13 protein-coding genes and 1 pseudogene are annotated in these 14,866 nt (G+C 37.7%); 5 read left to right on the top strand and 9 right to left on the bottom strand.

The window, feature by feature from the left end; all coding sequences use genetic code 11:
- Position 1: 1 nt before the first annotated feature.
- The 4 genes from uvrC to lpxO all read right to left on the bottom strand — a co-directional run bounded on the left by uvrC (position 2) and on the right by lpxO (position 4,440).
- A complete protein-coding gene (gene uvrC, locus GGG_RS0109195) occupies positions 2-1,801 on the bottom strand; it encodes an excinuclease ABC subunit UvrC (protein WP_010114098.1) in 1,800 nt (599 codons plus the stop codon).
- Between the two features lie 155 nt (positions 1,802-1,956).
- On the bottom strand, positions 1,957-2,400 hold the full coding sequence (locus GGG_RS0109190; RefSeq protein WP_010114096.1) for a PH domain-containing protein: 444 nt from the start codon (positions 2,398-2,400) through the stop codon (positions 1,957-1,959).
- 341 nt (positions 2,401-2,741) lie between these two features.
- Complete coding sequence (locus tag GGG_RS0109185) at positions 2,742-3,365, bottom strand: PH domain-containing protein (RefSeq protein WP_010114095.1); 624 nt, start codon at positions 3,363-3,365, stop codon at positions 2,742-2,744.
- A gap of 130 nt (positions 3,366-3,495) precedes the next feature.
- Complete coding sequence (gene lpxO, locus GGG_RS0109180) at positions 3,496-4,440, bottom strand: lipid A hydroxylase LpxO (protein WP_010114094.1); 945 nt, start codon at positions 4,438-4,440, stop codon at positions 3,496-3,498.
- A gap of 534 nt (positions 4,441-4,974) precedes the next feature.
- On the opposite strand from lpxO, the gene fadB reads away from it, so the two are divergent.
- Positions 4,975-7,128 carry a fatty acid oxidation complex subunit alpha FadB gene (gene fadB, locus GGG_RS0109175; RefSeq protein WP_010114093.1) on the top strand — a complete coding sequence of 718 codons (2,154 nt, stop codon included), beginning with the start codon at positions 4,975-4,977 and terminating at the stop codon, positions 7,126-7,128.
- Between the two features lie 12 nt (positions 7,129-7,140).
- Positions 7,141-8,313 (top strand): acetyl-CoA C-acyltransferase FadA, encoded by a 1,173-nt coding sequence (gene fadA / locus GGG_RS0109170; protein WP_010114092.1) that lies wholly within the window; start codon positions 7,141-7,143, stop codon positions 8,311-8,313.
- Positions 8,314-8,362: 49 nt separating this feature from the next.
- Here the strand turns inward: fadA and GGG_RS0109165 are convergent, their stop codons facing one another.
- Entirely contained in the window at positions 8,363-8,998 is a 636-nt protein-coding gene (locus tag GGG_RS0109165; RefSeq protein WP_010114091.1) for an alpha/beta hydrolase, read from the bottom strand.
- A 73-nt stretch (positions 8,999-9,071) separates the two neighbouring features.
- Here GGG_RS0109165 and GGG_RS0109160 point away from each other — a divergent pair, with 73 nt between their 5' ends.
- The gene (locus tag GGG_RS0109160) at positions 9,072-9,425 is read left to right on the top strand and encodes a MerR family transcriptional regulator (RefSeq protein ID WP_010114090.1); all 354 of its coding nucleotides are present in this window, start codon (positions 9,072-9,074) and stop codon (positions 9,423-9,425) included.
- A 61-nt stretch (positions 9,426-9,486) separates the two neighbouring features.
- Here GGG_RS0109160 and GGG_RS0109155 read toward each other — a convergent pair whose 3' ends face one another.
- Both GGG_RS0109155 and GGG_RS0109150 read right to left on the bottom strand, forming a co-directional pair.
- The gene (locus tag GGG_RS0109155) at positions 9,487-9,978 is read right to left on the bottom strand and encodes a hypothetical protein (protein WP_010114088.1); all 492 of its coding nucleotides are present in this window, start codon (positions 9,976-9,978) and stop codon (positions 9,487-9,489) included.
- Between the two features lie 202 nt (positions 9,979-10,180).
- Positions 10,181-10,930 carry a hypothetical protein gene (locus GGG_RS0109150; protein WP_010114087.1) on the bottom strand — a complete coding sequence of 250 codons (750 nt, stop codon included), beginning with the start codon at positions 10,928-10,930 and terminating at the stop codon, positions 10,181-10,183.
- Between the two features lie 196 nt (positions 10,931-11,126).
- On the opposite strand from GGG_RS0109150, the gene GGG_RS0109145 reads away from it, so the two are divergent.
- Positions 11,127-11,855 carry a DsbA family oxidoreductase gene (locus GGG_RS0109145; protein ID WP_010114085.1) on the top strand — a complete coding sequence of 243 codons (729 nt, stop codon included), beginning with the start codon at positions 11,127-11,129 and terminating at the stop codon, positions 11,853-11,855.
- 131 nt (positions 11,856-11,986) lie between these two features.
- Here the strand turns inward: GGG_RS0109145 and GGG_RS0109140 are convergent, their stop codons facing one another.
- Both GGG_RS0109140 and GGG_RS0109135 read right to left on the bottom strand, forming a co-directional pair.
- A complete protein-coding gene (locus tag GGG_RS0109140; RefSeq protein WP_010114083.1) occupies positions 11,987-12,187 on the bottom strand; it encodes a dodecin family protein in 201 nt (66 codons plus the stop codon).
- A 187-nt stretch (positions 12,188-12,374) separates the two neighbouring features.
- Positions 12,375-13,292, bottom strand: a complete 918-nt coding sequence (locus GGG_RS0109135; RefSeq protein WP_010114081.1) for a hypothetical protein — start codon at positions 13,290-13,292, stop codon at positions 12,375-12,377.
- A 397-nt stretch (positions 13,293-13,689) separates the two neighbouring features.
- Here GGG_RS0109135 and GGG_RS0109130 point away from each other — a divergent pair.
- Positions 13,690-14,676 (top strand): annotated as a pseudogene (locus tag GGG_RS0109130) (hypothetical protein); the annotation flags it as partial.
- Positions 14,677-14,866: the final 190 nt, after the last annotated feature.

The raw sequence follows: 14,866 nt of genomic DNA, 5'->3' as shown, positions 1-14,866 counted from the left end.
ATTACTCATGCAATACCTTATAAATCATTCTTGCCATCACATCACCCAAACCCGGAACCAGTTTTAAATCATTCTCAGAGGCTTTTAACACACCCTGAATACCACCAAAATGTGTGAGTAAATCACGGCGACGTTTCGGCCCTAATCCGGGAATCGCTTCTAATACAGAACCACCACGGCGCTTATCACGTTTAGCACGATGTTTGGTTATCGCAAAACGATGTGCCTCATCACGTACCTGTTGAATCAAATGCAAAGCTTTATGGTCTTCAGGCAGTTGAATCTTATTTCCATCTGTAAAATGCAAAGTTTCGAGTCCGGGTTTACGTCCTTCGCCTTTAGAAACACCGACCATAAATGCTTCTAAGCCAAGCTCTTGCATGACTTCCATTGCCATGTGTAATTGACCTTTTCCGCCATCAATCAGCAGTAAATCGGGTAGCATGGCTTTTTTATAACGGCGAGTCAGCGCTTGGCGCATAGCCGCATAATCATCTCCGGGAGTAATTCCATCAATTGCAAATTGGCGATAATCTCGCTTACGTGCACCGCCCGCATCAAAAACCACACAGGATGCAATCGTTGCTTCACCCATGGTGTGCGAAATATCAAAACATTCGATACTGTCGATTGGACGACCTGTGACTTGCTCAAGCTGGTGAAAACGTTCATTTAACTCTAAATGATTGGCAAGCTTGCCTTTAATCGCATGCTGTACATTCATCTGTGCTAACTCAAGCCACTCTGCACGAGTCTCTCTCACACTGTGTTTAACTTGAATTTTCTTTTCAAACTGCTGATGTAATGCTTCTTCTAATTGTTTTTTATCTTGAATTTCGACATTCACAATCAACTCTGCTGGTACTTCATCGGCGACTTGGAAATAGAAATTCGCCATAAAGTCTGACAGCATTTGTCCTAAATCATCCCCTAACATGTCTGGGAAATAACTTTTACCACCGAGCATTTTACCATTACGAACGTGCATAATCTGCACACAGGTCACACCTGCCTGATAAGCAATGGCGAGAATATCAGCTTCACCTTTGACTTTATAAATCGCTTGCTGCGCCTGTACATCACGTAATAGCGCCATTCGATCACGATAGAACACTGCTTTTTCAAACTCTAAATTTTCCGCAGCCTGTTCCATTTTTTGGATCAACTCTTGATTCAGCTCTTTGGTATCACCATTTAAAAAACGAATCGAGTTTTGCACATCTTCATTATAAGCTTCAGGGCTAATCAGCCCAACACACGGCGCAGTGCAACGTTTAATTTGATATTGTAAGCATGGACGTTTACGTTGTGAGAAATAACTATTTTCACATTGGCGTACATTAAATAATTTTTGTAAAACCAGTAAGGTATCCCGTGCATTATAGGCACTCGGATAAGGCCCAAAAAATTTACCGACTTGATGTTTCCCCTTACCACGCCCTGATGCAATTCGTGGATAAGGTTTATCCGCAGAAACAAAGATATAGACATAAGATTTATCATCCCGCAGCATAATATTATAAGGCGGGCGATGTAACTTAATTAAGTTTTGTTCGAGTAATAATGCTTCCGTTTCAGAACGAACCACTAACGTTTCTATATTGTAAATACGTGCAACGAGAGCCTGTGTTTTCGGATGCTCAATGGTTTTGACAAAATAACTCGACACACGATTTTTAAGATTTTTGGCTTTGCCGACATAGAGTAACTCACCCTCTTTCCCCAGCATTTTATAGACACCGGGAAGTGTGGTCATATTGGCTAAAATCTTTTCGATATTTTCTCGTGCGTTTTCGTTCACAACTTACTCATGATTTATCGTTAGCATACATGATGTAATGCTTTAACCTTGTTTTTCAAGTTCTCATTCAAAATATCAATTCAACGTTTTATATATGTACTTCAATAAAATACATAAATCAAAGCATTTAAAGTTTAAGAAAAAATAGCGAAAGATTATTCGCTGAATGGTACTTTTAATTGAATCTGAGTATTTTGACTTTGTACAAGCTGACAAAACTGTTGTGAATTTCTTGGAGAAATCAAAACATATTTGATTTTACCCTTTTGAATATATTCAATTTTCAAGCGATCTAATGATAAAGCTGGAGAAGAAATTGGATTATTGGTTTTAGAAATCTGTTGGATATTCGCCAAAGGAATCACCCACTTTGAAAACATGCAATGAATGATCAAAGTATCATTTTGAATAGAATAACGCGTATTGAAAACAGGCCACCAAATCACAGCAATGATAAGTACATACACCGTCGTATGCTCAGGGTATTCAACCATTGTCCCTTTGGCATACATTGTCAGTAATAACTGAACAAGTAAACCTGTCGCCGCAATTATAAAGCCCAACACCCACCAATCAATTTTAGAATGAAATTTCTGCATATTTTTCCCCAATCTGCGTTCATTCTAACTGAAATTACGATCAGAAGACTCACAATAAAAAACCAATTTTTGCAATAAAAAAAACGCCATTATGGATTAATGCTGATCAGTTAAGTCTTTTTCAATTCCCCCCCTTGCGGAGCATGCTCCTCATCTTTGAAAAGGAGGGATGAGCAGCACAGCTGCGCAAGAGAATCTAAAATTATTTTAAACTCTCAACAACTCCCCTCTTTTTTTAAAGAAGGGTTAGGGGAGATTCTTAGATGAGTAACGACTAAATTACTCTTAACTGACTGACATTACCCTTACGGACGTTTTCTATCTAAAATCATTTAAAACGATTAATTCTTCAAATAACGCTCAAAAATCTCTGAGAAATCAAAATTTTCAATTTCTACGAGGCGTTGACGAGTATAGTCATCAACTTGATGCGCTGTTTGATTAATAATTGCAGGTAAATTTAAAATTGCCTGCTCATTTAACTCACGTAAATTAAACATTTTCTGAACACTTTCATTGCTTTGCAGTAAAATATTTCGCTTACGATTAATTTCTTTTAAAGTTTCACCAATGGTAAACAGTGCTTTGTACAAATCACGAATTTTCTCAATTTGCTTTTTATCAATATCAATTGAAAAATGTTGATCACCTAGTTGGAACTTAATTTCTGCATCTAAATCTACACCGCCTGCCGTTTCTAAAAGTACATTTTTAATAGAATGATGCTTGTATAAATAACGGTTTAAGGTGCGTTTTTTACTCATCGCACTTTTACCATCTAGATGTATAAAAGCCACATTGGTAAAGCAATATTCATCTGCTGCACTTTTAATCACGAAGAAGATTTTTTCATTATCTTCATGGAAAATATAATCATCAACATCCGTTTTATTAAAATCTTGTGGTTCAATAATGGTGCCAATATCCCCCATGCCCATCATTTCCGCAGCTAAGTTTTTAAACATACGCTTCCCCTTATACTTTTATCAATTATTACTTTAACTTATGAAAATAAAAGCGGAAACGCAAGTCAAATTTTGTATAAAAAACGCCCATTTCGGGCGTTTAGTATGTGTTGCATTTTAATGTTATTTCTTAAAATAACTTTTGCACAAAAGCAATAATTTGTGACATATACGGTCGTATGAAAATCAGGAAGAAAATACCTAACATCAGGAACCATTTTAGGAAGTAATACAACTGACGATTACTTTTCTTCAAGGCTTTTGCTTTGATGCGGATTTGGTAAACATAACCAAAAACCTTATTCAAACCGCCCGTCTGATCACCTGCTTCATTTGGAGAACTTGCAGCAGTCATCACTTTTTTACCAAACCAGTGATTAAAACGTTCCATCAATTTTGTTTTTAATGGGCGCTCCACATCAGCAAAGAAAATGATACGGTTTTGATCAGTCTTATTTTCAGCATAGTGAATATAAGTTTCATCAAAAACTACACTTTCACCGTCACGCCATGAATAACGCTGACCATCCACATCAATAAAACAACGATCATCATTCGGTGTGATTAATCCAAGATGGTAACGCAATGAACCTGCATACGGATCACGGTGACGCACCAAACGGCTATCAGGTGCCAGTTCAGTAAACATAGCAGCCTTGATTGTCGGTAATGTTTTCAATAATGCTGTGGTTTTTGGGCAAAGCTCAGCCGCTGAAGGATGTGCTGAGTCATACCATTTTAAATAAAAGCGTTTCCAACCCGTTTTAAAAAATGAGTTAAAACCCAAATCATCATAAGTGCTCGACGCTTTAATTCCACCTTTGGCATATAAAGCTTTGGCTTCATCACGAATCATTTCCCAATTTTCATCCAAGACTTTTAAGTCTTTGAAATGTTGTGTGTCGATATACGGTTGATTCGGCACTTTCGAAAACATATACATCAGGAAATTAATCGGTGCGAGAATCGTTGAATGGTCAAAAAATTGACGATAAAACGAATGGCGCACTTTTCCGCGATTTTGGATATACAATGCTGAAATCACAAAAATCGCCAATATGATCCACTTAATCATATAGCACTCTTTTAAACAGAAGAAATCAGGTTAATCAATTCATTTAACTCAATATTGTATTATTACATTCAATACTCAGTCTGCTAAATTCTAACAAATCTCACGATCAAAATGCCAATTCATCTGACAAAATGCTGTATTTTATATGTTTAACAATATGAAGTAAAACAAAGTATTTTTTGTATAGCATACGACTAATTCTGCTTAGAATTGACCAAAATGACTAAAAGTACATTTCTCAAGGCGACTTGAATTTCTTAAAAGCTCCCTCATACAAACACAGTTCTTTTTTGAAAATATCAAATTAAACATATACTTCATATTATCCTTAAAATGAATAATGCATCAGAGCTACGATACAATTGGGTTTTGCAACAATAAAATTGATGACCCTTGCGTCACGGCTTGATACAACTTGTTATGTTCTTTTTAGATATAGTTATCGTAAGATTAGTGAAGTCGAAATGTGTGCGGGAATTGCACACACACTTCAAAACATCAACTTAGAAGTCCTCCACAAAAGGAGATCAGGGCATGATCCACGCTGGCAATGCCATTACCGTCCAAATGCTTGCGGACGGAATTGCAGAATTCCGCTTTGACTTACAAGGTGAGTCGGTTAACAAATTCAACCGTGAAACGATTGAAGACTTTAAAGCTGCCATTGAAGCTGTAAAAAATAACAGCGAAGTGAAAGGCTTAATCGTTACTTCTGGTAAATCTACATTTATCGTCGGCGCGGATATCACTGAATTCGGTGAAAACTTCAAACAAGGTGAAAGCGCAATTGTTGAATGGGCTGGTCCTGTTCACGATATTTTCAACTCATTTGAAGATTTAGAGATTCCTAAAGTTGCTGCGATCAATGGTATTGCATTGGGCGGCGGTTTTGAAATGTGCTTAGTCTGTGACTACCGTGTCATGTCTACGGCTGCAACTGTAGGTTTACCTGAAGTTAAACTTGGAATCATTCCTGGTTTCGGTGGTACAGTTCGTTTGAGCCGTGTGATCGGTATCGACAATGCTGTTGAGTGGATTGCAACTTCTGCAAACAAACGTCCTGATGCTGCGCTTAAAGACGGCGCTGTAGATGCTGTGGTTGCACCTGAGCAATTACAAGCTGCTGCAATTGATCTTGTTAAACAAGCGATTGCTGGCCGTTTAGACTGGAAAGCAAAACGTCAAGAAAAATTAGAGCCTGTTAAATTAGACATGCTTGAACAAATGATGGCGTTCAACTCTTCTAAAGGCGTGATTCTTGCGAAAGCAAATCCTGCGCAATACCCTGCTCCAAAGCTTCTTCTTGATTCACTTCAAGCAGGTGTAAGCTTAAACCGTGATGGCGCATTAAAAGCTGAAGCTGAAGCTTTTGCTAAAGCTGCAATCACACCACAAGCAGGTGCGTTGATTGGTTTATTCATCAACGACCAAGTTGTGAAAAAAGCCTCTAAAAAACATGAAAAAGGTGCGCATCCTGTAAACCAAGCTGCTGTACTTGGCGCTGGTATCATGGGTGGCGGTATTGCTTACCAAGCGGCAAGCAAAGGCACACCAATTATCATGAAAGATATTGGTAATCCACAACTTGCATTGGGTATGGCTGAAGCGAACAAATTGCTGACTAAGCAAGTTGAACGTAAAAAGATGACCCCTGCGAAAATGGGTGAAACACTTGCTCGTATCCGTCCAACTTTAAGCTATGACGAGTTTAAAGAAGTGGATATCGTGATTGAAGCAGTGACAGAGAACCCTAAAGTTAAGGGTATCGTACTTGCTGAAACTGAGAAGAACGTTCGTGACAACACGATCATTGCTTCAAATACTTCAACAATTTCGATCACTCGTTTGGCTGAAAACTTACAACGTCCTGAAAACTTTGTTGGTATGCACTTCTTCAACCCAGTTCACATGATGCCACTTGTAGAAGTGATTCGTGGTGAGAAAACGTCTGAAGAAGCGATTGCAACAACTGTAGTTCTTGCTCAGAAAATGGGTAAAACACCAATCGTTGTGAACGACTGCCCAGGCTTCCTTGTAAACCGTGTATTGTTCCCTTACTTTGGTGCGTTTGACCTTCTTCTTAAAGACGGCGCTGACTTCCAACAAGTGGACAAAGTCATGGAGAAATTCGGCTGGCCTATGGGTCCTGCATACTTGATCGATGTTGTTGGTATCGACACAGGTGTTCATGGCGCAGAAGTGATGGCTGAAGGTTTCCCTGACCGTATGAAGCCTGATTTCAAAGGCGCGATCGAAATCATGTATGAAAACAAACGTCTTGGTCAAAAGAATGACGTTGGTTTCTACAAGTACGAACTAGATCGTAAAGGTAAAAAAGCGAAAGCTGTTGATCCAACTGCGTATGAGCTTGTTGCAACAATGGCAACAACTGAAAAGCACGAGTTTGATGCACAAGAAATCATTGATCGTATGATGCTGGCTTTCTGTAACGAAACAGTTCGTTGCTTAGAAGACAACATCGTTGCTACTGCTTCTGAAGCAGATATGGCGATGATCATGGGTGTAGGTTTCCCTCCATTCCGTGGTGGTCCATGCCGTTACATCGACCAAACAGGTGTAGCTGAGTATGTTGCGCTTTGCGACAAATACGCACACTTAGGTAAGGCTTATGAAGCGCCACAAATGTTGCGTGACATGGCTGCTAACAACAAAAAATTCTACGGTTAAGGAGCAACGTGAATGGCTACTTTAAATCCACGTGACGTTGTCATCGTTGATGGCGTACGTTCAGCAATGGGTAAAACCAAAAACGGTATGTTCCGCAATGTACGTGCTGACAGCTTATCTGCTGAATTGGTTCGTGCTTTAGTTGCTCGTAACCAGTTTGATACAAACGAAGTTGAAGACGTAATCTGGGGCTGTGTTAACCAGACTTTAGAACAAGGTATGAACATTGGTCGTAACATCGTGTTATTGGCTGATTTACCAAAGACTGTTGGTGGTCAAACGGTTAACCGCCTTTGCGGTTCATCTATGCAGTCTATCCATACTGCTGCGGCTCAAATTGCAACGAACCAAGGTGATGTTTTCATCGTTGGTGGTGTTGAACACATGGGTCACGTAGGCATGATGCACGGTATCGACTTGAACCCTGAAGCGTCTAAACACTATGCAAAAGCATCTAACATGATGGGCTTAACGGCTGAAATGTTAGGTCGTATGAATGGCATTAGCCGTGAAGAACAAGATGCATTTGGTGTTGAATCTCACCGTCGTGCATGGGCTGCAACTCAAGAAGGTCGTTTCAAAAACGAAATCGTTGGTGTTGAAGGTCATGATGCAAATGGTTTCAAAATCCTTTGCGACGTTGACGAAGTAATTCGTCCAGATGCTAACCTTGAAGCATTCAAAGCATTACGTCCTGTGTTTGATCCTAAAGGTGGTACAGTAACTGCTGCGACTTCTTCTGCATTGTCTGATGGTGCATCTGCAATGTTGTTGATGTCTGCTGAACGTGCTCAAGCATTTGGTCTTAAGCCTCGTGCTGTGATTCGCTCTATGGCGATTGCAGGTTGTGATGCTGCGATCATGGGTTATGGCCCAGTTCCTGCAACTCAAAAAGCGCTTAAACGTGCTGGCTTGACGATGGATGATATCCAAACAATCGAGTTAAACGAAGCGTTTGCTGCTCAAGGTCTATCTGTAATGAAAGGCTTAGGCATCTACGAGAAACAAGACATCATCAACTTGAATGGTGGTGCGATTGCTCTTGGTCACCCATTGGGTTGTTCAGGTGCGCGTATTACAACAACATTGTTGAACGTGATGGAACAACAAGATACTCAAATCGGTCTTGCGACAATGTGTATCGGTCTTGGTCAAGGTATCGCGACAATTATCGAACGTGTTTAATAGACACCAAGATAAAAGAAAAATCCCCGCTTAATGCGGGGATTTTTTATTACTTCAGTATTTGTTTCAAATAATCTACCAGTTGAGGAAATTCACTATAGCCATCCTCCGCTAAAAAATGTCCTGATTTAGGGATAATGGTATAAGGTATTTTAAATTGCTTTGCTAATTTCAGACTCAATTCAGGTGAAACATAAGCATCATTGTCAGAAATAAAAAGATGTTTGTGCAGAACATTTTCAAAACTAAATTTAATATTTTGGCTTGTTAAAATAAAAGGATCGAGTTGCGGCAAAGTGGGTAAGGTTTCGGTAAAGCCTGATATCAGCACAACTCCTCCAACCTTGGAAGGACTTCGCTTAGATAAAAAATTTAATAAAGTGATACTGCCTAAACTATGTGCTACAAAATAAGTATTTTCATCAATCGTTTTAATATTCTGCTCAAGAACCCATTGCCAACTCTTTACATCTGGCTGCATAGAATCAGGTAAAGATAAAATCGTCACTTGCGTATGCGAATTCTGTATCTGATCTTGTACTGAATCAAACCAATGATCATGCACTGTAGCACCATAGCCATGCACAATATAAATATGTTTTTGTGGAACTACTGGCTGGGCTAAAGCAGCATATCCTAACAATGGAACACACCATAATCCTAGCAAACCGATTAATTTTTTCATTCAACTCTGCTCAATAAAATTGTCTGAAAGGCATGCTAAACTATGACACCAATGTCAGAGTCAAGTGATATTTATGAACCTTGCAAAAGTTGCCGAATTGACACAAGTCAGTCCTCGTATGCTACGTTATTATGAAGATTTATGCTTGGTTCAACCTAAACGAACTGAAAATAATTACCGTTCTTACAGTCAAAAAAATATTGAAGATATTCATAAAATTAAAATATTGAATGATGCAGGAATGAATTTAAAAGATATTCATGCACTATTGCCCTGTTTTGATTTAGCAGATCGCCGTTTTAGTCTTTGCTCAATTGTTCACTCAAAATTAGAAAATGAACTTAGCCAAGTGAGTGAGCAATTAATCAAATTACAACGATCACACGAATTGTTAAAATCATTTTTAGAACATGGTACTGTTAAATAAAATGCTTAGAATTATAAATATAAAAAATAAAAGTGATCAAAATCCAAAAACACTTGGAAAGCTACTTCTTCCCCTTATCCCCAAACATGATGTTCAAACGATTGGTATCAAAATTAAATTTAATCGGTTCATTATTACTGACTGCATCGAGTGCTTTACCACGGTCAACACCCAAAGGTTGAAGCATGATAAATAAACCCTTCGTCGGGTCAGAAGACTGTAAGCCTTGAGCAACAGCAAGCACATATTCTTGTTGTAAAGGAGAAAGTTGATTCATATCGACTTGCGACATATTCGGTTGAATATCGATCATGGTAAAATTATCACCAATTGCAAAATTCTGAATTTCATTTTCATCTTTTTGAATCTGATGCTGTAATGATTTACGTGCAGTTTTATCATCCTGAAAAGGCACAATACCGACTTCTTCACGCAACTCAGAATCTGCCATCACTTTAATCGTAGGCAATGTATTCACTTCTTCAGCTTGAGCCGATGTGAGCCCAACAGAGCCAAGTGTAGTTACAAGTGTTAAAACTTTGATAAAGTTCATACGCTTCACCCATAAAATTAGCCATTCGATAAAAGACTAAATGATTCGGCAAAATTCAAATTTATATAAATAGCCTATACCAAAATGCCTATTGCTTCACCAAAGCTCAGATAAACGGCTGACCATCAAAGTGATTCAGCTTTTCCAAAAGATCAAACCGAAACCCTATTTTCCCCTAAGAAATTTCATCCTATAAAATACGCTATAAAGCCTCTTCTAAAACTTCCGCATTTTGTTCTTTTTGATCATTAATTTGTGCATTCAGTTTTAAAACATCTTGGAATAGCTGATTAAATTGTTTCACTTGAGCATCATTCTTAAACAATATTTGCCCTCCTTTCGCTTCCCATTCATATTTTTTCAACATTTCAAACATCGCTTCCGCTTTTGCCAATATTTGTAATTCATTTAAAATTAATGCGTTGTCTTCATCCAATTGTGTATTTTGTTCTAATTTAGATTGTAATGGCTTCTTTAAATCTGCTTTTAAATCCAAACTTTTCAATTGCGCTAAAGCATCTTTTTTATTTTGAGCATTTTGCTTTTGATAATTCAACATTGCTTGACGGACTGTCGTCATCATCCGTTCTGTTTCTTGATAATTCTGTTTACGGTCTGCATCTAAGCGCTTCACATCAAGAAAATAGTTCCATCTCGCTGCTGCGAGTTGATTCAAGTAAGCGTTGCGTGTATCGATATTTTTAATCCAGTACTTGAGTAAAAATTCAGATAAGGTTTTGTAATCCCCAGTTAAGCGTGGATCTTGAATATCAATATTGACAGGTTTAGAGCGATCCTGTGCTTGTTCATAAAGTTGACGCATTTTATCGGTCATGACCAAATCAAAGACTTGGCGATTCTTTTCATCACGCTTGGTCATGGTATGGTCGTAATAGAAAAAACCAGCTACAGCAAGGATGATGATTGCCAAAATAATCAATATTCGACGCATACCTTGTTCCAAAAATAATTTACTGTTGTCTTAGAATAACTTATGCCCCATATATTTGTATATTAATTATGCAAATAGATGATAAAGCGATTCGTTCATATATTTTTGTGACACTCAGATTCATAAACAAACTTTAAATTTACACGCATTAACCCCATGATATATGCAATAGATTTTTTCAAGTTTGAGATTTCCCATGCGTGTAGATATTTGGTCAGATGTGGTTTGTCCATTTTGTTATATTGGTAAAAAACGTTTAGAAGCGGCTGCAAAGCAAACTGGTATTGAGCTTGAAGTGCATTGGCATAGTTTTGAGCTTGATCCTGAAGCCCCAGTTCGCCAAGAGGTTTCAAACACTGAACGTCTTGCTCAAAAATATGGTCGTACTTTTGCAGAAGTTGAAGAGATGGAACGCAATATTGCAGCCATGGCAAAAGAAGAAGGGATTGAGTTTAATTGGGAAAATGCCAATTCAGGTAATACCTTCAATGCACACCGTATTATCCATCTTGCACAAAGCAAAGGATTAGGTTCTGAAGCGGAAGAAGCATTTTTCTATAGCTACATGACTCAAGGTTTACCAATTGGTGAACGTGAAACCATTGAAGATGTTGCTGCACGTATTGGTTTAAATCCAGGTGAAGTTGAGGATGTACTTGATTCAGAAGAATATGCTGATTTTGTCAGATTCGATGAAGAAGTTGCACATGATCAACTGAAAGTAACGGGTGTTCCATTCTTTGTTTTTGATCAACGTGTGGCTTTAGCAGGTGCTCAACCTCGTGACGTCTTTGTTCAGGTTTTAGAAAAAGCCAAAGAAACAATGGGTCAAACTGAGGATACTGAAAATATTGAAAATACTGAAGTTGAACAACAAGATGCTGCTGTTTGTAATGATGAATCTTGTGATGTTCCAAATAAATAATTTCAAAGCGCTTTGACATTATTTTGAAATGTATTCGCCTAGTCGATTCAAAAAATAGTCTAAAAATAAAACCCCCGACATTATATTGTCGGGGGTTTTATTATTTAGAATGTAGATAGAATTTAAAATACTTACTCAACCAAAAAGCTAATTTTTAGATTGACGCGATATTCAGTAATTTTATTTTCCTTAATAATAACTTTTTGTTCGTTGATCCACGCCCCTTGTACATTTTTGATTGTTTCTGTGACTTTGGCGATCCCTGTTTGAATTGCATCTTCAAAACTTTTAGTGCTACTCGAATTTACCTCTACAACTTTTGCAATTGCCATGTGACGCACTCGATTTTTTATAAAAGGAAACTCCATCCTATTACAAATACAGGGCTTATATTGTCTGTTTAAAATTTAAACAAATTAATCATACATAATGCTACAAGAAATCACTCACAGTTCAATTCGATCTATCAACCAAAAACTGTAATCCATGACGATCCATCATGTCGTTCAGTCTTCAAAATCAGTCATCAAAATCCGTATTACATTTACCCTTTTGATCGATATAACAATTTTTCTTATCATTAAATTTCAGCAATTCTGTACTTCCATTCTTAGGAAAATGATCACGCCAATCCATATTGCCATAGCTTGAATAAGTCACTTGGATCGGATACAAACTTGGGGCTGTTGAATCAGCCTTCAACTGATATTCCTTAGAAAATCCCGCCAATTTAGGGTCACCACTTTCATAAGCACCTGAATTATCCTCAGAAATACCAAATGGATATTCCTCAATCCAACCTTGCTCATTCAACACAATCAACGATGAAAATTCAGAATGCGAACCCGTTGAAGTATAGCCACCTGAATAAATCAACCCCATTTGATCTTTACCCACACGGCGAATTTTTTGAAAATCTTCAGCCTGTAAATGTGAATCTCCCCAACTGCCTGAAATATCGAGATTGGGACGAGAGCGGCTAAGTAGTTGGTATTGCCCATTGCTGAGTCGTTTAAATAAATAAAGTTCTACTTTTGGTCGAGCAGGATGACCTGTATTAATTTCACCATTGTCTTGCCCAAAAATTTCTAAACGGACAATAAAACGTTTCTCCCCCTGTACATTTTGATAGCTTTGAACAGGATTAAACACGGCGTAATCAACATTGCCCTCTTTATTTTTTAGCCCAACCGCTTCATCCATCGATACATTATTCATTTTTAAATAACGAATATCTTTCTGATGAAATTGCATAAAAATCGTTTTGTAATTTAGATTTTTAACAATAATTGCTGAATTTGATTGCGTCTTCACTGTTCGAGATAACGAACTTTGCTCAGCAAATAAAGAGGATGACAATAAAAGACTCGTAACCAATATGAAAGATTGAATCGGAGCATTTTGTAGTAAGATTTGTAGTAAAATTTTCTGCTTCATCTTGTTTTCCTGCGACGATTTAATACTGATGCTTATAAGCATTCATCATTTTAAATAACAACTTAACTTAGCTTATGTTGATCAATGACAACTTATAAATAAATCATGTTGTGCTTCTATTTTAAGCATTTTGAACAGATTTTATATTTAGCACAATGAATAGATTGAAATTTACTGTTTCTTTAAGGCATAGTGATCTTGAAGACTAAGAATTCATAAACTTTAAGAGATAGAAAAAGTGAAAATGACAAAAAACTTAAATTCGATCCTTTCAGCAGTTCCCTATCTTTTTATATTGGGAGGTTTTTATGGAAATTCAGTCTCTGCTGAAACAATGAGTAGCCTTGCAGATGCAAAGGCGAAGCAAACTGAATCGTTATACACTATTGAAGAAGGCGAAAAAGGTTGGCTCAATTATATTCCACGTGCTGTCGATGCAACGCCAACAGTTTTCCCCAATGAATCTAATGACGATATTGTTCCGCCAACAGAAGCCACTGAAAACCAAACATGGACAGATAAAAAGCAAAAAAGTATCCGTAATTGGGTAGATCGTACTGCAAATAAAATGGACAGTTGGTTTGGAGAAACCGATCCGAAAAAACCAGCAACAGCTACGTTAAGGGTTTTAGTCGATAACCGTTGGGATGAACACGATGGTTATGATATCAGCCCACGTATCCGAGGCAAAATCAAATTACCAACCCTTGAAAATCGTTTAAGTGTGGTTTTTGGTGATGATTCTTTAGATGATGAACTTGAAAATAATATTGCGATTAGCAATCCAAATGCTGAAGCCGATCCTGATAAAAAATTTAATGGTAAAAGTGCTCGAGACGACAACAGCTCCATTGCATTACGCTGGTCACAAGCGTCTAAGAAACTGCCTTTTGATGTCGATGCCGACTTAGGTATTCGTTCAGGTAATGATATCTATGCTCGCCTTAAAGCTGAAAAAGATTGGGACTTAGGCGATGATTTCTATTTTCATGCTGAACAAATTTATCGTTATGGTATCGACAGTAAAAATTACCTCAGAACCAATTTAGAACTGACCCATGCACGTCCAGACCAACCATTTCTTTCCAATCAGTTTAATGTCACCTATGCCGATGAGCAAGATGATGATTTAACTTGGAACAATCGCACATATCGTCAACACCAATTTTTTAAAGGCAATCGTTTTAACTACGGCATCTACACAGGTGGTTATTACAATGAGAGTGATTTGAGACTCAACAGTTGGGGGCCTTTTGTTTCTTGGCGTCAACCTGTATTGCGAGAATGGTTCTTTGTACAAGGTGATTTAAACTATTTTAATGATCATCGTGAAGATCGTGGTCATTATCCAAGGGCTTTGATCCGTTTAGAAGCATTATTCTAAAAATCTATTCTGCAAAATAATAACAACTGTTTTATAGCAACTTTAAATCCTTCCCCTTGCGGAGTAGTCCTCACCTTTGGAAAAGGAGGAATGAGTAGCACCGCTGCACAAGAAATCTAAAATTATTTTAGATTCTCAATAATTCCCCTCTTTTTTAAAGAGGGGTTAGGGGAGATTCTTAAATGAGTAA

The organism is Acinetobacter sp. P8-3-8, from assembly GCF_000214135.1.
Lineage (GTDB): Bacteria > Pseudomonadota > Gammaproteobacteria > Pseudomonadales > Moraxellaceae > Acinetobacter.
This window is presented reverse-complemented; position numbering and strand designations above follow the sequence as displayed.

Coding starts and splice junctions, on each gene's coding strand:
- GGG_RS0109190 (WP_010114096.1), bottom strand. CDS start 2,400: ATGCAGAAATTTCATTCTAAAATTGATTGGTGGGTGTTGGGCTTTATA.
- GGG_RS0109150 (WP_010114087.1), bottom strand. CDS start 10,930: ATGCGTCGAATATTGATTATTTTGGCAATCATCATCCTTGCTGTAGCT.
- GGG_RS0109145 (WP_010114085.1), top strand. CDS start 11,127: ATGCGTGTAGATATTTGGTCAGATGTGGTTTGTCCATTTTGTTATATT.
- fadA (WP_010114092.1), top strand. CDS start 7,141: ATGGCTACTTTAAATCCACGTGACGTTGTCATCGTTGATGGCGTACGT.
- GGG_RS0109185 (WP_010114095.1), bottom strand. CDS start 3,365: ATGTTTAAAAACTTAGCTGCGGAAATGATGGGCATGGGGGATATTGGC.
- fadB (WP_010114093.1), top strand. CDS start 4,975: ATGATCCACGCTGGCAATGCCATTACCGTCCAAATGCTTGCGGACGGA.
- GGG_RS0109165 (WP_010114091.1), bottom strand. CDS start 8,998: ATGAAAAAATTAATCGGTTTGCTAGGATTATGGTGTGTTCCATTGTTA.
- lpxO (WP_010114094.1), bottom strand. CDS start 4,440: ATGATTAAGTGGATCATATTGGCGATTTTTGTGATTTCAGCATTGTAT.
- GGG_RS0109155 (WP_010114088.1), bottom strand. CDS start 9,978: ATGAACTTTATCAAAGTTTTAACACTTGTAACTACACTTGGCTCTGTT.
- GGG_RS0109160 (WP_010114090.1), top strand. CDS start 9,072: ATGAACCTTGCAAAAGTTGCCGAATTGACACAAGTCAGTCCTCGTATG.
- GGG_RS0109135 (WP_010114081.1), bottom strand. CDS start 13,292: ATGAAGCAGAAAATTTTACTACAAATCTTACTACAAAATGCTCCGATT.
- GGG_RS0109140 (WP_010114083.1), bottom strand. CDS start 12,187: ATGGCAATTGCAAAAGTTGTAGAGGTAAATTCGAGTAGCACTAAAAGT.